The organism is Amycolatopsis mongoliensis (genome assembly GCF_030285665.1).
GTDB classification, from domain to species: Bacteria; Actinomycetota; Actinomycetes; order Mycobacteriales; family Pseudonocardiaceae; genus Amycolatopsis; species Amycolatopsis mongoliensis.
Map to the genome: position 1 here is coordinate 5,904,261 of NZ_CP127295.1, position 20,463 is coordinate 5,924,723.

Genomic DNA, 20,463 nt, shown 5'->3' on the forward strand with positions numbered 1-20,463 from the left:
TCCGAATGAACTCTGGACCGAAGCAGGCGACACCGTCGATCGAGGGTGGTACGCGATGGTCGACACAACTCCGATCAGGCCCAGGCCGGTGCCGGGCTCGCTCCGCGAAGCGCGGTCCGGCCGCAAGGGCGCTCTGCTCGTCCGGGTGGCGCACACCACCGATCCGAAGCTGATCGGGATCATGTACACGGTGACGGCGTTCGCGTTCTTCCCGGCCGCGATCTCATGGCGCTGCTGATGCACGGGGAACTCGCCCGACCGGGGCTGCAGTCGCGGCGGTGAGGATCGGGAATGCCGGCAGGATGAGGATGGCGGTGAACAGGATGTTCCAGGTGAACAGCGGCATCCGCCACATCGTCATCCCGGGTGCGCGCAGGCAGACGATCGTGGTGATCATGTTGACCGCGCCGAGGATGGTGCCGAGCCCGGACACGATCAGGCCCATGATCCACAGGTCGCCGCCGACGCCTGGGGAGTGGATGGCGTTGGACAGCGGTGTGTAGGCCGTCCAGCCGAAGTCGGGCGCGCCGCCCGGGGTGAGGAACGAGCTGATCACGATCAGCCCGCCGAACAGGTAGAGCCAGTAGGCGAAGCCGTTGAGCCGCGGGAAGGCGACGTCGGGCGCGCCGATCTGCAGCGGCAGGATGTAGTTGGCGAACCCGAAGAGGTTCGGGGTGGCGTAGAGCAGCAGCATGATCGTGCCGTGCATGGTGAAAAGCTGGTTGTACTGCTCGGGCGAGAGGAACTGCAGGCCGGGGCGGGCCAGTTCGGTTGCCGCCGTCATCGATGCCTCGATTCGATGTGCGGGGGCGCGGCGGTGAGCCGATGTGACGTTTCGAGCAGCAGGGCGTGCACGAATGCCTGGGGCAGGTTGCCGCGCAGTTGTCGTTGCCGGACGTCGTACTCTTCGGCCAGCAGACCGGGTGGGCCGCAGGCGGCGCGGTTGCGTTCGAACCAGCGGAACGCCTCGACGTGGTGGCCTTGGTGCCATTCGGCCAGCGACATGACGAAGCCGCACAGGAGAAAGGCGCCTTCGGCGTCACCCAGGGGCCGGTCGTCCGGGGCGAAGCGGTAGGCGTAGCCGTCTTCGCACAGGTCGGACCGGACGGCCGCGAGGGTCGCGGTCGTGCGGGGGTCGTCGGCCGGCAGGGCTCCGCGGACCGGCGGCAGCAGGAGCGCGGCGTCGGTGCCGGGGAGGTTCGGGGTTCGCTCCCAGGCGCCGCGTCGGCCGATGCAGCGGCGGGTGGTTTCGGCGAGGAGCTTGTCGGCCAGGCCGGACAGTTCGGCGCCGCGGTGCGCGGTGTGGTGCGGGGCGATCGCGCGGAGTCCGGCGACGCAGGCGAGGCGGGAGTGGCTCCACCAGTCGTCGTGCAGCTCCCACACCCCGGCCTCGGGTTGGTCCCAGCGGCGGGTGATCAGATCGACGCAGAGGTCGATCGCGGGTTCGACGTCGGCGGTGAGGTGGTCGTGGCGGGCCGCGGCCGCGTAGAGCTGCAGCATTTCGCCGAGGGTGTCGAGCTGGAACTGGCCGTTGACGTGGTTGCCCACGACCGGGTTCCCGCCGGGGTAGCCGGGCAGGTGCAGGGTGGTTTCGTCGGGTGGCGGGGTGCCGTCGGGTCGGTAGGCGGGCAGCAGCTTGTCCCCGTGTTCGAGGACGCGGGCGGCGGTGAAGGCGACGGCGTCGTCGAGCAGCGGGTGTGCTTCGGCGATCGAGGCGGCGATTCCGGCGTAGCACTGATCGCGCAGCCACACGTAGCGGTAGTCGTAGTTGCGGCCGGCCTCGGCGCGTTCGGGCAGGCCCATCGTGGCGGCGGCGACCATGCCGCCGCCGTGGGTGGTCAGGCCGCGGAGTACGGCGTACGCGTGTCCGGCGTCTCGTGGCGCGACGGTGTCCTCGAGCCTGGGAACGGCCGTGTGCCAGGCGTGCTCGGTCGCGGCCCACAGCTTGCCGGCTTCGGGAGGGGGTGGCAGTCGCCGGTCGCTGATCTCCAGGACCAGGTCGTGCCGGGTACCGCCGGGCACGGTCAGCTCGAAGCCGAGCCGGCCCTGATCGTCGGGGCGGGCGGCCGCAGCGCCGGACCAGCGGATCCGCAGGTCACCGGTGCGGGCGGTCCAGGCGCCCTCGTCGAGGGCGAGTTCGCGCATCGATCGGCTGCCGAACGCGTCCCGCAGATCCAGCTGGACGTGCATCCGGACGTCTCGCTCGACGGCCTCGATGCGGCGGAGGAGCACAACGCGCCGGGGATCGGCGGGGTAGGCGAGCGCGTCGCGGCATTCCACCACGGTGTCCGTGCTGACCCATCGGCTGCGCCAGATCAGCGTGTCCGGCTCGTAGTAGCCACCCCAGACGCAGGTGGCCGCCGGGCTGACCGAGTAGGCGCCGCGGCCGCCGATCAAGGAGGAGAACACGGCGCTGTCGGACCAGCCGGGGGCGCAGAGCCACGCGATGTCACCGCGGGGGCCGCACAGTGCGCCGCGTTCGCCGTCGGCCAGCAACGCGTATTCGCGCAGGACGTGCGGTGGGAAGTCCTGCCAGGCACTCATGATCGGGTTCGCCGCCACAGGGCGAGTGCCGTCGCGGCGAGCGCGCTTCCGCCCGCGGCGAGCAGGCCGTGGTGCTGGCTGGCCCAAAGCTGGAGGCTGCGCGGCGAGGACTTGGCGTCGAACTCACCGTGGGCGCCGAAGTCGTGACCACGTGGACCGTCGGCGGGGTGCCACAGGTTCGCCGGCTGGTCGGCCGGCTTGGGGTGGGCGGTCTGCTGGGACCGCAGGCCGGTGTCGGCGAGGTAGCGGTCGAGGACGCCCGGGGCGACGGCGTTGGCGATCAGGGTGCCGACGGTGCTGCCACCGACCCAGTATTCGCGCCGGCGCGGGTGGTCGGCGGCGTACAGGACAGCACGGGCGGCGACCTCGGGCTGGTAGATCGGCGGGACGGGCTGGGCGTGGTGCGGCAGCCGGGAGAGCACCCAGGAGAACTGCGGGGTGTTGACCGCGGGCATCTGCACCATCGTGACGCGGACCTTGCTGCGTTCGGACAGCAGTTCGCAGCGCAGGGACTCGTGGAAGCCTTGGACCGCGTGCTTGGCACCGCAGTAGGCGGTCTGCAGCGGGATGCCGCGGTAGGCCAGCGCCGAGCCGACCTGCACGACCGTGCCGTGGTCGCGGGGTTTCATCCGGTCGAGTGCGGCCATGGTGCCGTAGACGTAGCCGAGGTAGCTGACCTCGGTGACGCGGCGGAACTCCTCGGGCCGGATGTCGGCGAAGCGGGCGAACACCGAGGTGAACGCGACGTTGACCCACACGTCGATCGGCCCGAGCTCCTCCTCGACCCGGTCGGCGGCGGCGTCGACCTGCTCGACGTCGGCGACGTCGGTGGGGAGGGCGAGCGCGGTACCGCCGGCGGCGCGGATGTCGTCGGCGGCCGCCTTCAGGCCTTTCTCGCCGCGCGCGAGGAGCGCGACGCGGGCGTGCCGGGCGCCGAACGCGCGGGCCACGGCGCGGCCGATCCCGCCGCTGGCGCCGGTCACGACGACCACTTGGTTCCGGGTGTCTGTCATAGGATTCCTCTCTACCGAGCGGTGCGGGCGGCGATCGCCCAGGTGGCGGCACCGGCGGCGCTCGTCAGGGCGAAGGTCCGCCATCGGGGTGCCGCGGCGGCCAGTCCGAGCATGCTCACGCCGTGCGCGGCGTCGATGGTCCACATCCACCGGGTGCTGTCCGGTTTCGCCAGCGTGACGGCCGCCTGGACCACGTGGCGCACGCCCAGCGCGGTCCCGACCTGTGCTTGCTCCCGTCGCTCCCGGAACACCGTCCGGGAAGCGGCCAGCAGGATGCCTCCCCACACCGCGCGCAGGGCGGCGACCTGCCGGGCCCTCATCGCGTCCTCCGCCGTGCGAGGCGACGCGCGGCGATCCCGGCGGCGGTGGCGCCGATCGCGAGGCCGGCGAGCAGCGCGCCACGCCGGGATGGCGCCGGGGGGACCGGGTCGTCGTCCAACCCGGTGGCGAGCAGTTCGGCGAGGTGGACGCCTTCGCGGTCGTTGCTGTCGAGCTGGTGGATCTGGGTGCGGCAGCTGAAGCCGTCGGCCAGGACGACCGTGTCGCCGTCGGCCTCACGCACGCGGGGGAGCAGAACGCGCTCGGCGCAGGCTTCGCTGACCTCGAGGTGGCCTTTCTCGAAGCCGAAGTTGCCGGCCAAGCCGCAGCACCCCGAGTCGAGGTGCTCGGCAACAACACCGGCGGACTTCAGCAATTGCCGGTCGGCGTCCCAGCCCATGATCGCGTGCTGGTGGCAGTGGACCTGCGCGATCGCCTTCGCGTCCAGCTGCGGCGGCCGGTAGCCGGGGGAGCGTTCGGTGAGCAGCTCGGCGAGGGTGACGGTCTGCTCGCGCAGCCGCCGGACGTCCTGGTCGCCGGGGAACAGGTCGAAGGCGTCGGAGCGGAAGACCGCGGTGCAGCTCGGTTCCAAGCCGACGATGAGCCCGCCGTCCCGCAAGTGCGGGGCCAGTTCCCGCACGGTGCGGGCGAGGATGTGCTTGGCGGTGCCGAGCTGGCCGGTGGAGATCCAGGTCAGGGCACAGCAGACCGGGTTCGCCGGCATGGTGACCCGCCACCCGGCGTCCTCCATGATCCGCACGGCCGCCTGGCCGACGTGCGGGTGGAAGGAATTGGTGAAGGTGTCCGGCCACAGCAGCACCGTGCCGCGCGCACCGGTGCCGCGGGGCGCGCGGCGGGAGAACCACTGCTGCAGCGTTTCTCCGGCGAACAGCGGGATCTCGCGATTCTCGACTCCCGCGGCCAACGTGGCGAGCCGGGCCGGCCCAGGGGTGTGCGTCAGCGCGTTGACCAGCTTCCCGGCGCGGAGCTTGCCGACGACCTGGGCGACGGCGGGCAGCCAGCCCATCGTGAAGTCCGAGCGCGGCCGTCGCCACGGACGGCCTTCGTAGTGGTGGGACAGGAACTCCGCCTTGTACGTCGCCATGTCCACATTGGCCGGACAGTCGGTCTTGCATCCCTTGCAGGACAGGCAGAGATCGAGAGCGTCGCGGACTTCGGTCGACCGCCAGCCATCGCCGACGGGGCTGTCGCCGTGCCCGTCGAGCATCTCGAACAGCAGCCGCGCCCGGCCGCGGGTGGAATGCTCTTCTTCGCCGGTGACCTGGTAGGAGGGGCACATGACCTCGCCGCCGCTGGTGGTGTGCTGCCGGCAGCGCCCGACCCCGACGCAGCGATTGGCGGCCTGGGCGAAGGAGCCTCCGTCGTCGGGGAACCGGAAGTGCAGGCCTTGCGGGTCGGCCGGCGCCCAGCTGCCGCCGAGGCGCAGGTTCTCGTCGAGGCGGTAGGGGGCGACGACCTTGCCGGGGTTCATCCGGTCGTCCGGGTCGAAGATCGCCTTCAGCCGCCCGAACGCCGTGACGATCTCGGTACCGAACATCTTCGGCAGAAGCTCGCCCCGGGACTGGCCGTCGCCGTGCTCGCCGGAGAAGGAACCGCCGAACTCGGCGACGAGGTCGGCCGCGCGTTCCATGAACCGGCGGTAGGTCGCGACGCCGTCGGCGCTGTAGAGGTCGAACGGGATGCGGGTGTGCACGCAGCCCTGTCCGAAGTGGCCGTAGAGGCTGGGCCCGGTGTCGCCGGCGTAGCCGAACTCCTCGTACAGCCGTGTGAGCCGCCGCAGGTAGTCCCCGAGCCGTTCCGGGGCGACGGCGGAATCCTCCCAGCCTTCGAAGGTGTCGCGTTTGCCGGGCAGGTGCGCGGTGGCGCCGAGCCCGGCTTCGCGGACCTGCCACAGCTCGTTCTCGCGAGCCGGGTCGTCGAGGAACTCGACGTCGGCCTCGTGCTCGGTGTCGTGCAGCGCCTCGAGCATCGTGTGTGCCTGCCGGTCGGCCTCGTCGTGCGTGGACGCGGCGAACTGGACCATCAGGAACGCGCGCCCCTGCGGCAGCTCGGAAAGCGCCTGCGGGTTCATGCCCTTGATCTGCTGGTCCCGGATCAGCTTGTGGTCGACGCCTTCGAGCGCGACCGGTTCGTGCGGGAGGATGGCCGGCACGGCGTCGGCGGCGGTCGCGATGTCCGGGTAGCCCAGCACGACGAGCGTGCGTTCGGGCAGCACCGGGACGAGCTTCAGCTCGGCGCGCAGCACGGTGACCAATGTGGATTCGGAGCCGACGAGCAGCCCGGCGACGTCGAACTGGTGTTCCGGCAGCAGGGAATCCAGGTTGTAGCCGGAGACGCGGCGCGGGATGTCGGGGAACCGGCGGCGGATCTCCTCGGCGTACTCGTCGCGCAGCCGGCGCAGCCGGCGGTAGATCGCGGCGCGCGGGTCGCCGTGGCGTTCGATCTCGGTGTACTCCTCGTCGGTGGTCTCGCCGCACCAGAACCGGGTGCCGTCGGCCAGGAGGACTTCCAGGCGGGCGATGTTGTCGACGACCTTGCCGGTGCGCTGGGCGGTGGCGCCGCAGGAGTTGTTGCCGATCATCCCGCCGAGGGTGCAGTTCATGTGCGTGGCCGGTTCCGGCCCGTAGCGCAGGCCGGTGTCGGCGAGCTGCCGGTTCAGCTCGTCGAGCACGATGCCCGGTTGCACGACGCAAGTGCGCGCTTCGGCGTCGACGGACTCCAGTGTCGTGCAGTACTTCGACCAGTCGAGCACCACGGCGGTGTTGGTGCACTGCCCGGCCAGGCTCGTCCCGCCGCCGCGGGACAGCACCGGCGCGCCGAAGTCGCGTGCGACGGCGAGCGCTTCGGCCGCGTCCTCGGGCGTGCGGGGCACGACGACGCCGAGGGGGACCTGCCGGAAGTTCGAGGCATCGGTCGAGTAGGCGGCACGGGAACCCGGATCGAACCGGACTTCACCCCGGACGCGATCCCGCAGCGCGCCGGTGAGGGCGGCGAGGTCGATGTCGGGACGTTCCGGGCGCCGGATCACCGGGGCGGGCAGCTCCACCTGGGTCACGGATTCCTCCTTCGGATCGAGTACTCGGCCGCGGCGTCGGCCCGGAAGGTGAGTCCGTGGCCGGGTGCGGACACCGAGGGGCTGACGGTGCCGCCGGTGGGGTCGAGGCAGCCGTCGAAGAACAGCCGCTCGATGCGGTCGTGGTCGGCGAACCATTCGATGTGCCGGAAGTTCTGCGTCGCGACGGCGGCGTGCGCGGAGAGGTTCGGCGCGCAGTGCGCGGAGACGTCCCGGTTGGCCGCGGCGGCGAGGGCGGTGGCGCGGCGCCATTCGGTGAACCCGCCGCAGCGGGTGACGTCGACCTGCAGGCAGTCGACGGCCGGGAGCATCCGCGCGAAGTAGGACAGGTCGTAGCCGTACTCCCCGGCGGCGACGTCGGGGCCGCCCGGGAAACGGACGGCCGCGAGCCCCGCGAGGTCGTCGCTGGAGACGGGTTCTTCGAACCAGGTGACGCCCCACTCCAGCAGGCGTTCGGCGACGCGGCGGGCCTGCCCGGCCGAATAGGCGCCGTTGGCGTCGACGAAGATCTCGACGTCGTCACCGACCTTGTCGCGGGTCAGCGCGACACGGTCGAGGTCGCGGCGCACCGTGCCGCCCCACGACTCGCCGATCTTGATCTTCACCCGCGGGATGCGCTGCCGGCGCACCCAATGATCCAGCTGGGCCACCAGCTCCCCGTCGGACATCGTGGTGAAGCCGCCGCTTCCGTAGACGTCGACGGCGTCGTGGACGCGCCCGAGCAGGCGGCACAGCGGCAGATCGAGCCACCGGGCCGCGGCGTCCCACAACGCGACGTCGACCGCGGACAGAGCGCACGACACCAGGCCGGGCCGGCCGAGGTTGCGGATGGCGCGCTGCATGGCCGCCCACGCGGCCGGCACGTCGGCCAGCGGCCGCCCGGTGATCGTGGCGGCGAGCGGGCCGGCGATCAGGGGCACGCACGAGGCGTCGGCGTAGGTCCAGCCGAGGCCGGCGACCGGTCCGGCGTCGACCCGGACGACGACGATCGTCGTGGCCTCCCACGCCAGCGTGCCGTCGCCCTCGGGTGCCGGGGTGGGCACCCGGTAGGCGTCCGCGCGGACCCGGTCGATGGCGGGGGACGGGCCGGGCATCAGTTCTTCCTGCCGGGCAGGAACTCCTGCAGCTTCGTCTTGACGCCCTGCACGACGAGGTGGAACGCGTCCGGATCGCCCTTGAGCACCGACTGGGCGGCCGACTTCATCTGCTCGAAGGTGGCGTGCGGCGGGATCGGCGGCACCTCGGGGTCGCAGCGGACGTCGAGCACGGCCGGCTTGCCCGCGGACAGCGCCGTGTCCCAGGCCGGGCCGAGCTGGTCCGGCTTGTCGACGGTGATCGCGGTGAGCCCGAGGGAGAGCGCGAAGCCGGCGTAGTCGACGTCGGGCAGGCTCTGGGACTCCTCGAACTTCGGCGCGCCGCCCATCGCGCGCAGCTCCCAGGTGACCTGGTTGAGGTCGTTGTTGTGGAAGACGCAGATCACGCAGGTCGGGTCGGTCCACAGGTGCTGGTAGCGGGCGATGGTGATCAGCTCGGCGAGGCCGTTCATCTGCATGGCGCCGTCGCCGACGAGGGCGATCACCGGCCGGTCCGGGTGGGCGAACTTCGCGCCGATGGCGTACGGTACACCCGGTCCCATGGTGGCCAGCGTCCCCGACAGCGACCCGCGGATGTCGCCGCGGATGCGCAGGTTGCGGGCGTACCAGTTGGTGGAGGATCCGGAGTCCGCGGTGACGATGGCGTTCTCCGGGATCCGGCGCGACAGTTCGGACACGATGGCCATCGGGTTCACCGGGTCGGCGTCCACCGCGGCTTCCCGCTCGACGGTGTCCCACCAGGAGGCGACGTTCTTCTCGATCGTCTCGCGCCACGAGCGGTCCGGTTTGCCCGTGAGCTTGGGCAGCAGCGCGCGCAGGGTGGCCGCGGCATCGCCGACGAGGTTGACCTCGGTCGGGTAGCGCATCCCGATGAGCCGGCCGTCCAGGTCGATCTGCACGGCGCGGGCCTGGCCGAAGTCCGGCAGGAACTGGCTGTAGGGGAAGTTCGAGCCGACGATCAGCAGGGTGTCGCAGTCGCGCATGAGCTCGTAGCTCGGCCGGGTGCCGAGCAGCCCGATCGCGCCGGTGACGTAGGGCAGCTCGTCGGACAGGACGTCCTTGCCCAGCAACGCCTTCGCCACCCCCGCGCCGGTGACCTCGGCGAGCTGCCGGACCTCTTCGGCCGCGCCGCGCGCGCCCTGCCCGACCAGGACGGCGACCTTTTCGCCGGCGTTGAGCACCGCTGCTGCGGCGTCGAGGTCGTGCTCGGGCGGCACCGGGGCCGACCAGGACGTGCCCGGCGGGCTGGAGGGCACCTGCTTGAAGGCGTGCTTCGGCGCTTCGTAGGGCTCTTCCTGCAGGTCGGCGGGGATGATCAGCGCGGTCGGGCAGCGGGACGCTTGCGCCGTGCGGATCGCCCGGTCGAGCGCGTTGGGCAGTTGCTCGGCGACGTTGACCTCGACGAGGTATTCGCTCGCGACGTCCTTGAAGAGCGCCTGCAGGTCGATCTCCTGCTGGTAGCTGCCGCCCATGGCGCTGCGGGCGGTCTGCCCGACGATCGCGACGACCGGGACGTGGTCGAGTTTCGCGTCGTAGAGCCCGTTGAGCAGGTGGATGGCGCCGGGACCGGAGGTGGCCATGCAGACGCCGACGCGTCCGCTGAACTTCGCGTACCCGACCGCTGCGAAGGCGGCCATCTCCTCGTGCCGTGCTTGGACGAAGCGTGGCTGGTTGTCCGCCTTGCCGAACGAGGCGACGAGGCCGTTGATCCCGTCGCCCGGGTAGGCGAAGACCTGCTCGACACCCCACTCGCGCAACCGCTGGAGCAGGTAGTCGCCGACCGTCTGAGTCATGGAAACTCCTCACCTGTACGTCGAAAGTGCTGGCGGATGCCCCGTGGCGGACCCGGTACTCCGCGGCCCGTCGAGCATCCCTATTCGGGGAACATGTCCGGTTCTGTTTTTCCGGTGGTCTGGCCGAGCGCGGTCAGGACCCGGCGGGCGACCACCGCCGGCTCCGGCCGTCCGAGTTCCGGCCACGCCGCGAGCACCAGGGGTGCTTCGCCACGCTCAGGCTCGAGCGCGAGGCACCACCCGGTCCCGTCGGTCCACTGGGCCATCAGCAATCTGCCCGGATGGCGAGGGCTCCGCTGGGACAGCGCGATGTAGGCGGTCGACGTGGTCCCGACCGCGCTCCACGACGCCGCCGGCTCGACCAGCAGCAGCCGGGCGACCGTTTCGACGTAGTCGCGCAGGGCTGCGGCCTCGGTGAACTCGGGATCCGGTTTCACGGTGACGCCTCCTTCCGCGGCGGCCGGCGGCTCGGGCCTGAAGTCGCTGTACCCGGTCCTGGCCCGTACTATGCTTGCGTGACGCAAATGAATGACGCGGATCACGGCGTCGATGCCGCGCTGGCGACCTTGCGGACGATGGTGGCGATCGCGGACGCGACCGTCGAGCGCGCTACCGAGTCGCTGACCTTGACGCAGTTCCACGCACTGCGGGTCGTCGGCGAGCGCACCCCGGTCACGATGAGCCGCGTCGCCGAGGAACTGGCGATGAACCCGTCGACCGTCACCCGCGCGTGTGAGCGCCTGACGAGCCTTGACCTGCTGCAGAAGGCCCAGAATCCACTCAACAGGCGGGAGACGCTCTTGGCGCCGACCGGCAAGGGGCGACAGCTGATCGAGCGGGTCGACGAGCATCGTCGACGCGCTCTGTCCGCCGTGCTCGACCGACTCGACGGCGACGTCCGAGCGAGTGTCACGACTGCTTTCGCCGACTTCGCCCGCGCCGCCGCGGTCGGGGATTCGACCCGACATTTACTTGCGTATGACAAATGAGAGTCGCTTTGCCCGGTTTCGATCAGGCCGACCGCTTCCGCCGGCAAGCCCGCCTCGCTCGACCGGTTCAAGCTTGCCGCCCGCCCGACCAGCGCACCGGGCTGCTCAACGCCCCCACCTGGCACGGGCAGGCCCGCCATGCCTCGCGCCAGGGAGGGGTGGGGTGGCGTCCTGATGATCGACCTGGACTGGTTCAAGTGCATCCATGACACGCACGGCCATCCCGTGGGCGACGACGTTCTCGCGCAGGTCGTCACCGTGCTCATCAAGGCGGTCCGTCAGGGTGACACCGTCGGCCGCGACGGCGGGGAAGAGTTCGCCGCCCTGCTGCCGGGCGTCGACGAGGGCGAAGCCCGCGCGATCGCCGAACGCTGATGGCGCGCGCGATGTCGGGGCGGAGAGCGGGAGCCGCTTCTGCCGGCTTCGCGAGCGCGAGCTGCGGAGCTGTCGGTGTCCGAGCCGGCAGTTCGGCGGTGTGGAACGTCCGGCATCGGCCATCCCGGTAGCGGAGCAGCAGGTCGTCGAGCGGATCGGGGAACCATCCGGGTGGGTGGGCGGATCGGAGTGATCGGTGGCCGGCCATGCCTCACTCGCCACCGTCGTCGGAGAGATCGCCGTCGGCGTGCAGCGCCGTGTCCGCCGGCATCGGTGCGCCGACGGGCACAGTGACCTCCCCGGCGCCTTGGCTCGGCTCGGACGCGCGCCACTCGACAGTGCAGGACCGCCGGTTCAGCGTTCGCGCGCCGCCTTGCCGGCCGCCGCCGTGCGTCTGGTGGTGGAACGTGAGACGACGGACATCGCGGTCACGGACATCACCGACGCGGCCGATGTCAGCCGCAAGCTCCTCTACCTGCACTTCACCGACCGCGAAGGGCTGCTCGCGGCGGCCGCGGCCGACCTGGTCGAGCGCGAACTGCTGCCGCGGGTCGACGAGTCGCCGGACGAACTGCGCGCACAGACACTGCTCCTGGCGCGCCACTTCGCCGAGCGGCGGGTGTTCTACCGCGCCGTGCTCACCGGCTCGTGCGCCTTCGCGATGGCCGGGACGCTCAACGCACTGTTCGGCTCCCTCAACCGCACCCTCGTGCGGGAGCTGTACCCAGACCTGGACGAGCCGACCGTCGCCGACCTCGCTGCCTTCTTCACCGGCGGGGCGAGCCTGCTGCTCGACACCTGGCTGATCGACGGCGCGGACCCGCTCCGGCCCGAAGACCTGGCGGACCGGCTCCTGCGGGTCGCCCCGGTCCTGACCCCCACCGGAGCCGACACCCCGGAAAGAGATCGTCTTCCATGAAACTCGCCAGCGTGCTCACCCAGCGCCTGCAGAAACTGCCCCCGCCGGTGACCCGCGACCTGGACATCCGGCGCGATCTGCCGGTGCCGCTCCGGGACGGCGTCACCCTGCTCGCCGACCGCTGGACCCCGAAATCGGACGAGGACAGGATATCCACCCCGGATGTCTTCCAGGTCGTGAAGAGACGCCTGCCATGGACGCGGCTGTGAAGCCGCGCAAGCCTTTTCCGGCCATCGCTTCCATGAGAATCGTTGACGCGATGAGCGGGACCTGCCGATGCCGGACGACCTTTCGCACCGTGAGGAGTTACAGCGCACGCGCTGTCAGGGCCGGCTGAAGAACGCGAGCCCGAGTGAGGTCTGCCCGGGGACGGCTATGCGGACCGGGCTGCCGATGTGGGGTTCGCCGAGGACGCGTAGTCGGCTGGTCTGCTCGATGTGGTGGGTGAGCGCGTCGTCGGTGGCGGTCAGCTTGAACGCGAATTCGGTGCCTTCCGGGGTGCGGGCCAGGCGCCACGGCTGGGCCGAGGCTGGGCCGACGACTTCGAGTTCCGTCCAGCTGCCGGGCAGGGGGCGACGGAATCGCACCGCGTCGATCATCGCCGCGACGACGCCGGATCCGGCCATGAACGCCATTGCGACGAACGGCGTTCGCCAGGGGCCGAGGGGCAGCAGGGCGATACCCGCCATCGTGACGGCGAGGGCCGCGGCGAGAAGGGCGGTTTGCCGCGCTCGGCGCGTGCGTCTCGCTGTCGCCGTGACCAGGACCGGGTCCTGGTCCGGCGGGAGGATCGGCGTTCCCGGGTCGTCGGGCAGTGGCCGGGGTGGTCGCCAGCGGTAGTGACCTCGTCGTCGGACTTCCCACAACCCGAAGGCGAGTGCGGCCGTGCATACGAACCAGCCGTAGCCGGCGAGTGTGTGGTCACCGGTGAACCAGATGATCGCGGCCACGCCGGCGCCGGCGAACGGCCAGAGGACGTTCTTCACCCACATTTCCCGCCCCCGGCCCCGGCGGCCCCCCAGTGAGAGCACGTCGTGAGCATAGCCGAAGCGGCCGATCCGCACCCCGCCGTCGGACGGCCGTGATTCCGGTGTGGGTCCGGACGTCGTTCGCGGAGACCACAGTGGATCAGGCCGGCGAGCGCGAACCGACGGGCGGCCGTTGGTGGGCTGACGCGTCGCCCGGATCTGTTTGAGCGGCGACGAAGTCCTGCTCGGTGACGAGTGCCGCGTGCGCGGGCTTGACGGACAACGCCGGCGTCGACGTCGGCTCGCTGGTCCCGGCGGTCCGACGGTTCCGGATCTGCCGACCGGTGTAGCGCGGGTTCGCCAAGATCACTGCGACGGTCCGAAGCGTCCGGGAGCCGCGGGTCCGACGGCGCTTGCGGTTCGGGTCGGCGCTGGACGGGCATGGGATGCCGCGGTATCGGCCGTGCTGGGTGGCTGTGCGTTGCTGCCAAAACCCGGTGCCGGGCGCAGAGGACCTGTCTCTGGGACTGGGCCGTCGGCAGCGGCAGAAGTGCTCGGTGGTCGCGGTTGCCGAGATCGACCAGGCCTCCTGTTTCAGGCAGCCACAACTGGATGCGTGCTGGGTGCACCAGGCGTACAGGGTGGCGAACCGGGCTCCGGTGAACGTGCGTTCGTACTCGCCGACCGCGATGGCGTCGATCGTTGACTTCGGACTGGCTACCTCGGCCATTTGTCGCTACCAATCCTGTGACGGCACGCGATCCTGATGGCATGTGGTGGAGGTGTGTCCGCAAGAGGCAAACCGCAACCCGCCACGGGCCTGCGGCGGTCATCCACTGCGCGAGCAAGTCCACCGTCTCTGTCGCTGACTCAGGAGTGGCCGAGGCCAGGGCGTCTCACGCTCCAGTCATTGGCGCTCATGGCTCGTGAACGCACCCGGTGTCTGATGTCGTCGACGGCGGTATCCGTCGGCTGGGTCAGGCGCCGAGGCGGCTGTAGATCCGGCTGGCCAGGGATGCGGCCAAGCGGTTCAACGCCCCCTGCGGGTCGTGCAGCGCGAACTGGCCGAGCAGTTCCGCCGCCGCGTAGGCCTCGGCCTCCGACAGCAACGCCACGCACCGCTCCCGCCGCCCCCTCGCCAGCAACCGTGTCAGGGCTTCGGCGTACTCGACCATGTCGCGTACTCCGGCCAGGCCGTACCGCTCGTCGAGCGGATCCTGCGTGACCTCGTCACTCACGGTTACGTCCTCTTCTCTCACTGTCGCACGGACATGCTCCAAAAAATCTATGCTGGCTGGAGTAGACATTCAACGACGGGTGTGTGTAGTGTTCTCCTCGTACCGAGAGAGACAACGTCAAGCAGGCGCGGGAGAGGACGTAACTACCCGCGAAGTGTGACAAGGCGGTCAGGCAGCACGGAGCCGATCAAGGGAACAAGGTTTCGGCTGGTGACCGGAAGCAGTACTCCAGGGCCGGGTCGTGAAGAAGGTTCGATCAGGTAGTGCCGGTCCTGGGGAGAAGTGGCAAGACGCGGGTGGAGCGTGTGTTCCCGCGAAGCTCGGCAGTACCAGTAGTGGGCAGTACCAGTAGTTGTTGTGTGCAAGTGCAGTGGCAGGACCGGTCAGGTGGCCGGGGCCGATCCATGAACGGGGCTCCGGGCAGTGACCAGCGGCGTCAGCGTGCTGGGACCGATCAGTGGAAGGGTTCCGGCAGTGACGTCCGCAGCAGGTGAAGTAGCAGTTGCGATACCGAGTAAGTGGAAAACACAGGAAAGAAGGGAACGGGAACATCATTGGATCGCCCGCAGCGGCCAGGTAGCGCCGCGCGGGTGCCGCAGTCCCATCGAGTTCGGAGGTGGTGCTCGGTCACGAGTAAGCGATCCCCGCGGAATCCGGTCTTCGGCCGGACGCGGGTGCAGGAAGCCGGCGGTCGCGCCGGTTGACAATGGTGAAGAATCCCTACCCTTGAGGACCCCGGGTGCCGCAGTGGCACCCGGGGTCCTTTGTGACGTGGAGGTGGAATGATCCCTGACCAACAAGGCCCGGCCACGCCCAGCGCGGCCGACAAGTTCGACGACGACCACTACCCCGCCTACACGATGGGCCGGGCCGCGGACATGCTCGGCACCACCCAAGGCTTCCTGCGCAGCCTGGACGAGGCCGGCCTGATCACGCCGCAACGCTCCGCCGGTGGGCACCGCCGCTACTCACGGCAGCAGTTGCGCCTGGCCGCCCGGGTGCGGGAACTGGTCGACCAGGGCACTGCGATCGATGCCGCGTGCCGCATCGTCTCCCTCGAGGACCAGCTGCACGAGGCGCAGCGCCGCAACACCGAGCTTCGCGCCGGCGACTGAATCCCGAGTCGGCACGCGGCCCGGTGCCGCGTGCCGATGTGCCGCCAAAGCCACGCCCCTTCGCGGCCATGGCAAGGACACCCAGTCACGGGCACCCTGCTGCTTCGCCGCCGCACCCGTTGATCCGCACTGCGCCGTGCCCGCCGGCAGCCGGCTCGGCCAACGGGATCGGGGAGGCTTTGTCCGTGTCGGCGGTCGACCGAACCGAGGCTCGGGCACGATGTCGGGTCGGCGACCGCCGCGGTCCGGTTGAGTCGGCAGCGGCCGGACGGGGTCCGGGTCACTCGCAAGCCCGCAGCGGCAAGCCGGCCAGTGACGCGCGACACTAGTCCTGGACTGAGTGCTTTCCGATCTTGAACTCGCCGCGGTCGGCGCGCTCGCGTACGCCGCGCCAGAATTCGAGTGCGGCGTACTCCATGCCCAGCCCGAGTTCCAGGGTGATCATGCGGCCGGCGACCTCTTCGATGTGACCGAAGCGGCGCTGCATCTCCTCGTACTCGGCGATCCGGCGCTCGTGCTGCTCGACCTGCCCCTTCGCGAGCTGCGCCACGTCGTCCGGTCCGGCCAGCTCGCTGAAGAAGAGCTTGATCTCCGCCACGTCGCGCAGCTCGAAGTGCTCGTTGACCGGCTCGGCCATCCAGTCGCGCAGCGCCTTCCGGCCGGCTTCGGTGATCGAGAACGTCTTGCGCCGGCGCCCCGAGTCCTCCTCGTCGAGTTCCAGCAGGCCGGCCTCCTCGAGCCGCTTGGGCTCCGAGTACAGCTGCGCGTGCGGGAAGTTCCAGAAGTACCCCACTGACCGGCCGATCGCGCGCTTGAGGTCGTACGACGTGGAAGGACCGCGCAGCGCGAGCATGCCGAGCACCACGTACGACGTCGTCGACAACCGAACCGTTGACATGCTCCGAATCGTATCGTAGGTTCGCAACCATCCGAAACAGATGGTCGAGATCATACCGTTCGCTACAGACGGTGAGTCGATCGCTGTCGCGATGAAGGGACGGACATGGATCTGGGAACGGTTCTGCGCTGGACGGCGGAGCGTTATCCCCGGCGCCGCGCGGTGGGCGGCGGAAGCTCCATGACCTACGCCGAGTGGGACGCGCACACCGATCGCCTGGCCCGGGCACTGACCGCGCTCGGCGTCCGGCCCGGCGAGCGCGTGGTGCTCTCGCTGGCCGGCGGGGAACCGCTGGCCAGCCTGCACCTGGCCGCGCAGAAGCTCGGTGCCGTCTCGGTGCCGCTGTCGTTCCGGTTCGCGCCACCCGAACTCGCCTACTGCGTCGCCGACGCCCAGCCCGCCCTGGTGGTCACCGACGCCTCGACCGCGGCCCTCGCGGACGAGGCGCTGGCCGGGCTGCCCCCGGTTCCCCGGATCGCCTCCGGGCCGCCGACCGAGGACACCATCGAGCGCCTGGCGCTGCGGCAGCCGAGCGGCGCCCCGGACGTCCGGGTGTCCGACCAGGACATCAGCGTGATGCTCTACACCTCCGGCACGACCGGCAAACCGAAGGGCGTGCCGCGCACGCACTCCGCCGAGCACCACGCGGCGATCGCCCATCTGATCCAAAGTGGACAGTCCCGCTTCGACGCCACGCTCGGCGTGATGCCGCTGTTCCACACCATGGGGCTGCGCACCCTGCTGGCGACCCTCGTCGGCGCGGGAACCTGGGTGCCGCAGGTGAAGTTCGACGCGGACGAGGCGCTCGAGCTGATCACCGCCGAGGGAATCGGCTCGTTGTACCTGGTGCCGACGATCTACTGGTCGCTGGTGCGCACCGGCCGGCTCGCCGAGGCGCGGACCGTGCGCAGGCTGGCCTACGCGGGCTCGTCGATGACCCCGGCGCTGGCCGAGCAGCTGGCCGGCGCGCTGGAACCGGAGTCCTTCGTCAACCACTTCGGCAGTACCGAGATCTACACCTTCACCGTCGGGCCGGACGTGCTCGCGAAGCCGGGGTCGGCAGGCCGCGCCGGCGTGTTCTCCCGCGTCCGGCTGGTGCACCCGGATCCCGCCGCGACGCCGGACGCCGAGGTGGGACCGGGGGAGCAGGGGCAGATCGCCGTCTCGATGGCCGGCCCCGAGGCGTTCGCCGGGTACTGGCACCGTCCCGACGCCGACGCCAAGTCCATCCGCGACGGCTGGTACTTCCCCGGCGACCTGGCGATCGCCGACGAGGACGGGGACCTCTGGGTCGCCGGCCGGGTCGACGACATGATCAACTCCGGTGGCGAGAACATCTACCCCGACGAGATCGAGGACGCGCTGATCCGCTGCGCGGCGGTGCGCGAGATAGCCGTGGTCGGCATGGCCGACGACCGGTGGGGCCAGGCCGCCACCGCGTTCTTCGTCCCCGCCGAAGGCATGACCCCGGAGCACGCGACGGCGGTGCTGGAGGCCTTCGCCGTCGAGCAGTCCGGACTGCCGTCGTTGAAGCGCCCCAAGCGATTCGTCGCCGTCGCGGCCATCCCGAAATCCGCGGTGGGCAAGATCCTGCGCCGCGAACTGAGCACTGGCAACTACCGCGCGCTGCCCGGCAGCGCCACCGAAGCAAGCAGGTGAGCCGAATGACCGCAGTCACCGACAAACCGGCCAGGACGACGGCGCGGATCGAGGACCCCGCGCTGCTCACCGGCCGCGGCCGGTTCCTCGACGACATGGACCCGTTGCCGGGCACGCTGACCGCGGCGGTGGTGCGCAGCCCGCACCCGCACGCCCGGATCCGCGGCGTCAACCTCGAGCGCGCCCGGCGGCATCCCGGGGTCGCCGCGGTGATCGGCCCCGAGGAAGTCAAGGCGACGCTGAGGCCGTTCCCGCTGGCGCTCAAGACCCCGATGCCGTACTACCCGACGGCGACGGACAAGGTGCGCTTCGTCGGCGAACCGGTCGCGGTCGTGGTCGCCGGCGACCGGTACCTGGCCGAGGACGCCGCGGAACTCGTCGAGATCGACTACGAGCCGCTGCCGCCGGTGGTCGACGTCGAGAAGGCGCTCCTGCCGGACGCGCCGCGGCTGCACGAGGACGCGGACGGCAACGTCGCGACCGACCGGACCTTCGCCTTCGGCGACGTGGACGAGGTGTTCGCCAAGGCGGATCACGTGGTGAAGGGCAAGTACGACTTCCCGCGCTACTCCTCCACCCCGATGGAGTGCTACTCGGTCGTCGCCGAGTGGCAGGACGAAGTGGACGGCCCGGCCATCCAGGCGTGGGCGAACTTCCACGGCCCGTTCTCGATGGTGGCGGTGCTGGCCGGCGCCTTCGGCCTGCCCGCGTCGCGGATCCGGCTGATGATCCCGGCCGACAACGGCGGCAGCTTCGGCATCAAGGCGGGGATCTATCCCTACGTCGCGCTGATGGCGCTGGCCAGCAAGCACGCGGGCCGGCCGGTGCGCTGGACCGAGGACCGCATCGAGCACATGCTGGCCAGCTCCGCCGGGTCCGACCGGGCCATGTGGTTCGAGGCCGCCGTCTCGGCCGACGGCACGGTGCAGGCGCTGCGGGCCGACCTGGTGGACAACGTGGGTGCCTACCTGCGCCCGCCGGAGCCCAGCACGCTCTACCGCTGCTTCGGCAACATCACCGGCGCCTACCGGATCGATGCCGTCCAGATCCGCTCGCGTGCCGTGGTCACGAACAAGACGCCCACCGGGCTCAACCGCGGCTTCGGCGGCCAGCAGCTGTACTTCGGCCTGGAACGGCTGATGGACAAGGTCGCCGAGACCTGCGGGCTGGACCCGGTCGAGCTGCGTATGCGGAACTTCGTGCGGCACGAGGACTTCCCGTACGCCACCCCGACCGGCGGCATCTACGACTCCGGCGACTACCACCGCGCGCTGGACATGGTCGTGAAGAACGCGAACTACCAGGCACTGCGCGAAAAGCAGCGGGAAGCGCGGGCGCGGGGCGAGTACTTCGGCCTCGGCGTGGCCACCATCGTCGACCCGTCGGCGACCAACATCGGCTACGTCGGCCTGGCCACCCCGGCCGAGCAGCGGGCGTCCGGGCGAGGGAAGTCCGGTTCCACCGAGCACGTCCGGATCAGCGTGGACCCCAGCGGGCTGGTCTCGGTGCTCCTGGGCACGGTGCCGCAGGGCCAGGGCCACGCCACCGTCGCGCAGCAGGTGGTCGCCGACCAGCTCGGGCTGCCGCGGGAACACGTGCGCCCGATCGTCGAGATGGACACCGCCACCACCCCGTGGACGATCAGCTCGGGCAGCTACTCCTCCCGCTTCGCGCCGCTGCTGACCAGCGCGCTGGTGGAGGCCGCGGAGAAGCTCGCGGAGACCGTCAAGATCGCCGGCGCCACCCTGCTCGGCGTCGCGGCCGAAACGGTGGAACTCGCCGAGGGCCAGGTCCGGCTGCGCGCCGAGCCGAGCCGGGCGGTCTCGTTCAGGCACGCGGCCGGATTGGTGCACTGGGATCCCGGCGCGCTGCCGGCCGGTACCTCCGCGCGGCTCTACGAGGAGGCCGCGTTCACGCCTCCGCAGTCGAAGGCGGCGAGCCGCTCCGACCAGATCAACTCGAGCCTGTGCTACGGCTTCGTCGCCGAACTGGCCGTCGTCCGGATCGACCCGGAGACCCGGGAGGTCAAGCTCGAGCAGGTGGTCACCGTGCACGACGCCGGCACGATCCTCAACCCGACCCTGCTCGAAGGCCAGGTGCACGGCGCGCTCGCCCACGCGCTGGGCGGCGCGCTGTTCGAGGAGATGCGCTACACCGAGGCCGGGCAGCCGACCGCCACCTTCATGGACTACCTGTGCCCGACCAGCGCCGAAGCCACCTTCGAGCTGAACAGTGACCACCTGGAAACGCCGTCCCCGCTGACCAGGCTCGGCGCGAAGGGCTGCGGGGAAGGCAGTTGCATGAGCCTGCCGGTCGCGATCGCGAACGCGGTCGCGGACGCGCTCGCCCCGGCCGGTGTGGACATCACCAGCCTGCCCCTGCACGGGAACGTGCTCCACGAGCTGCTGACCGGCAGCACCCCGGAAAACGAAAGGAACCACTGACG

At 70.7% G+C, this 20,463-nt stretch carries 19 protein-coding genes and 2 pseudogenes; 8 read left to right on the forward strand and 13 right to left on the reverse strand.

Annotation, left to right across the window (positions count from 1 at the left end):
* The first annotated feature begins 55 nt into the window (after window positions 1-55).
* Entirely contained in the window at window positions 56-238 is a 183-nt protein-coding gene (locus QRX60_RS28715; RefSeq protein ID WP_285994537.1) for a hypothetical protein, read from the forward strand.
* A gap of 33 nt (window positions 239-271) precedes the next feature.
* On the opposite strand, the pseudogene QRX60_RS28720 reads toward QRX60_RS28715, so the two are convergent.
* The 8 genes and pseudogenes from QRX60_RS28720 to QRX60_RS28755 all read right to left on the reverse strand — a co-directional run.
* Window positions 272-775: pseudogene (locus QRX60_RS28720) on the reverse strand (cbb3-type cytochrome c oxidase subunit I); the annotation flags it as partial.
* 5 nt (window positions 776-780) lie between these two features.
* Window positions 781-2,544: a glycoside hydrolase family 15 protein gene (locus QRX60_RS28725; protein WP_285994538.1), complete on the reverse strand. Its 1,764-nt coding sequence runs from the start codon at window positions 2,542-2,544 to the stop codon at window positions 781-783.
* Window positions 2,541-3,557 carry an SDR family oxidoreductase gene (locus QRX60_RS28730; RefSeq protein ID WP_285994539.1) on the reverse strand — a complete coding sequence of 339 codons (1,017 nt, stop codon included), beginning with the start codon at window positions 3,555-3,557 and terminating at the stop codon, window positions 2,541-2,543. Before QRX60_RS28730 ends, QRX60_RS28725 begins: the two co-directional genes overlap by 4 nt.
* 11 nt (window positions 3,558-3,568) lie before the next feature.
* Window positions 3,569-3,877, reverse strand: coding sequence for a hypothetical protein (locus QRX60_RS28735; protein ID WP_285994540.1), 309 nt, complete (start codon window positions 3,875-3,877; stop codon window positions 3,569-3,571).
* Window positions 3,874-6,951 carry an FAD-binding and (Fe-S)-binding domain-containing protein gene (locus QRX60_RS28740; RefSeq protein WP_285994541.1) on the reverse strand — a complete coding sequence of 1,026 codons (3,078 nt, stop codon included), beginning with the start codon at window positions 6,949-6,951 and terminating at the stop codon, window positions 3,874-3,876. The genes QRX60_RS28735 and QRX60_RS28740 overlap by 4 nt, the downstream gene beginning before the upstream one ends.
* The gene (locus QRX60_RS28745; RefSeq protein WP_285994542.1) at window positions 6,948-8,063 is read right to left on the reverse strand and encodes an enolase C-terminal domain-like protein; all 1,116 of its coding nucleotides are present in this window, start codon (window positions 8,061-8,063) and stop codon (window positions 6,948-6,950) included. Before QRX60_RS28745 ends, QRX60_RS28740 begins: the two co-directional genes overlap by 4 nt.
* A complete protein-coding gene (locus tag QRX60_RS28750) occupies window positions 8,063-9,856 on the reverse strand; it encodes a thiamine pyrophosphate-requiring protein (protein WP_285994543.1) in 1,794 nt (597 codons plus the stop codon). Before QRX60_RS28750 ends, QRX60_RS28745 begins: the two co-directional genes overlap by 1 nt.
* Before the next feature lie 80 nt (window positions 9,857-9,936).
* Window positions 9,937-10,293, reverse strand: coding sequence for a DUF6292 family protein (locus QRX60_RS28755; protein ID WP_285994544.1), 357 nt, complete (start codon window positions 10,291-10,293; stop codon window positions 9,937-9,939).
* An 87-nt stretch (window positions 10,294-10,380) separates the two neighbouring features.
* Between QRX60_RS28755 and QRX60_RS28760 the strand changes: the two genes are divergently transcribed.
* Both QRX60_RS28760 and QRX60_RS51465 read left to right on the forward strand, forming a co-directional pair.
* A complete protein-coding gene (locus QRX60_RS28760) occupies window positions 10,381-10,845 on the forward strand; it encodes a MarR family transcriptional regulator (protein ID WP_286003722.1) in 465 nt (154 codons plus the stop codon).
* A gap of 174 nt (window positions 10,846-11,019) precedes the next feature.
* Window positions 11,020-11,220 (forward strand): GGDEF domain-containing protein, encoded by a 201-nt coding sequence (locus tag QRX60_RS51465; RefSeq protein WP_332845783.1) that lies wholly within the window; start codon window positions 11,020-11,022, stop codon window positions 11,218-11,220.
* Window positions 11,221-11,305: 85 nt separating this feature from the next.
* On the opposite strand, the pseudogene QRX60_RS51620 reads toward QRX60_RS51465, so the two are convergent.
* Window positions 11,306-11,428, reverse strand: a pseudogene (locus QRX60_RS51620) (DUF2510 domain-containing protein); the annotation flags it as partial.
* 180 nt (window positions 11,429-11,608) lie between these two features.
* Here QRX60_RS51620 and QRX60_RS28770 point away from each other — a divergent pair.
* On the forward strand, window positions 11,609-12,139 hold the full coding sequence (locus tag QRX60_RS28770) for a TetR/AcrR family transcriptional regulator (protein WP_332845784.1): 531 nt from the start codon (window positions 11,609-11,611) through the stop codon (window positions 12,137-12,139).
* The gene (locus tag QRX60_RS28775; RefSeq protein WP_285994545.1) at window positions 12,136-12,348 is read left to right on the forward strand and encodes a hypothetical protein; all 213 of its coding nucleotides are present in this window, start codon (window positions 12,136-12,138) and stop codon (window positions 12,346-12,348) included. The genes QRX60_RS28770 and QRX60_RS28775 overlap by 4 nt, the downstream gene beginning before the upstream one ends.
* Before the next feature lie 114 nt (window positions 12,349-12,462).
* Here QRX60_RS28775 and QRX60_RS28780 read toward each other — a convergent pair whose 3' ends face one another.
* The 3 genes from QRX60_RS28780 to QRX60_RS28790 form a co-directional block, all read right to left on the reverse strand.
* Window positions 12,463-13,170 (reverse strand): hypothetical protein, encoded by a 708-nt coding sequence (locus tag QRX60_RS28780; RefSeq protein ID WP_285994546.1) that lies wholly within the window; start codon window positions 13,168-13,170, stop codon window positions 12,463-12,465.
* A gap of 97 nt (window positions 13,171-13,267) precedes the next feature.
* The gene (locus QRX60_RS28785) at window positions 13,268-13,837 is read right to left on the reverse strand and encodes a recombinase family protein (RefSeq protein ID WP_285994547.1); all 570 of its coding nucleotides are present in this window, start codon (window positions 13,835-13,837) and stop codon (window positions 13,268-13,270) included.
* Window positions 13,838-14,084: 247 nt separating this feature from the next.
* Entirely contained in the window at window positions 14,085-14,345 is a 261-nt protein-coding gene (locus QRX60_RS28790; protein WP_285994548.1) for a hypothetical protein, read from the reverse strand.
* A gap of 782 nt (window positions 14,346-15,127) precedes the next feature.
* On the opposite strand from QRX60_RS28790, the gene QRX60_RS28795 reads away from it, so the two are divergent.
* Complete coding sequence (locus QRX60_RS28795) at window positions 15,128-15,460, forward strand: helix-turn-helix domain-containing protein (protein ID WP_285994549.1); 333 nt, start codon at window positions 15,128-15,130, stop codon at window positions 15,458-15,460.
* Between the two features lie 325 nt (window positions 15,461-15,785).
* On the opposite strand, the gene QRX60_RS28800 is transcribed toward QRX60_RS28795, so the two are convergent.
* Window positions 15,786-16,358, reverse strand: coding sequence for a PadR family transcriptional regulator (locus QRX60_RS28800; RefSeq protein ID WP_285994550.1), 573 nt, complete (start codon window positions 16,356-16,358; stop codon window positions 15,786-15,788).
* Window positions 16,359-16,463: 105 nt separating this feature from the next.
* On the opposite strand from QRX60_RS28800, the gene QRX60_RS28805 reads away from it, so the two are divergent.
* Both QRX60_RS28805 and QRX60_RS28810 read left to right on the forward strand, forming a co-directional pair.
* Window positions 16,464-18,017: a class I adenylate-forming enzyme family protein gene (locus tag QRX60_RS28805; RefSeq protein WP_285994551.1), complete on the forward strand. Its 1,554-nt coding sequence runs from the start codon at window positions 16,464-16,466 to the stop codon at window positions 18,015-18,017.
* Between the two features lie 5 nt (window positions 18,018-18,022).
* The gene (locus tag QRX60_RS28810) at window positions 18,023-20,461 is read left to right on the forward strand and encodes a xanthine dehydrogenase family protein molybdopterin-binding subunit (protein ID WP_285994552.1); all 2,439 of its coding nucleotides are present in this window, start codon (window positions 18,023-18,025) and stop codon (window positions 20,459-20,461) included.
* Window positions 20,462-20,463: the final 2 nt, after the last annotated feature.

What these genes read in the sequence shown, in the direction of transcription:
- QRX60_RS28715 (WP_285994537.1), top strand. Translation starts at nt 56, where the DNA reads ATGGTCGACACAACTCCGATCAGGCCCAGGCCGGTGCCGGGCTCGCTC.
- QRX60_RS28725 (WP_285994538.1), bottom strand. Translation starts at nt 2,544, where the DNA reads ATGAGTGCCTGGCAGGACTTCCCACCGCACGTCCTGCGCGAATACGCG.
- QRX60_RS28730 (WP_285994539.1), bottom strand. Translation starts at nt 3,557, where the DNA reads ATGACAGACACCCGGAACCAAGTGGTCGTCGTGACCGGCGCCAGCGGC.
- QRX60_RS28735 (WP_285994540.1), bottom strand. Translation starts at nt 3,877, where the DNA reads ATGAGGGCCCGGCAGGTCGCCGCCCTGCGCGCGGTGTGGGGAGGCATC.
- QRX60_RS28745 (WP_285994542.1), bottom strand. Translation starts at nt 8,063, where the DNA reads ATGCCCGGCCCGTCCCCCGCCATCGACCGGGTCCGCGCGGACGCCTAC.
- QRX60_RS28750 (WP_285994543.1), bottom strand. Translation starts at nt 9,856, where the DNA reads ATGACTCAGACGGTCGGCGACTACCTGCTCCAGCGGTTGCGCGAGTGG.
- QRX60_RS28760 (WP_286003722.1), top strand. Translation starts at nt 10,381, where the DNA reads ATGAATGACGCGGATCACGGCGTCGATGCCGCGCTGGCGACCTTGCGG.
- QRX60_RS51465 (WP_332845783.1), top strand. Translation starts at nt 11,020, where the DNA reads ATGATCGACCTGGACTGGTTCAAGTGCATCCATGACACGCACGGCCAT.
- QRX60_RS28775 (WP_285994545.1), top strand. Translation starts at nt 12,136, where the DNA reads ATGAAACTCGCCAGCGTGCTCACCCAGCGCCTGCAGAAACTGCCCCCG.
- QRX60_RS28785 (WP_285994547.1), bottom strand. Translation starts at nt 13,837, where the DNA reads ATGGCCGAGGTAGCCAGTCCGAAGTCAACGATCGACGCCATCGCGGTC.
- QRX60_RS28795 (WP_285994549.1), top strand. Translation starts at nt 15,128, where the DNA reads ATGATCCCTGACCAACAAGGCCCGGCCACGCCCAGCGCGGCCGACAAG.
- QRX60_RS28800 (WP_285994550.1), bottom strand. Translation starts at nt 16,358, where the DNA reads ATGTCAACGGTTCGGTTGTCGACGACGTCGTACGTGGTGCTCGGCATG.
- QRX60_RS28805 (WP_285994551.1), top strand. Translation starts at nt 16,464, where the DNA reads ATGGATCTGGGAACGGTTCTGCGCTGGACGGCGGAGCGTTATCCCCGG.
- QRX60_RS28810 (WP_285994552.1), top strand. Translation starts at nt 18,023, where the DNA reads ATGACCGCAGTCACCGACAAACCGGCCAGGACGACGGCGCGGATCGAG.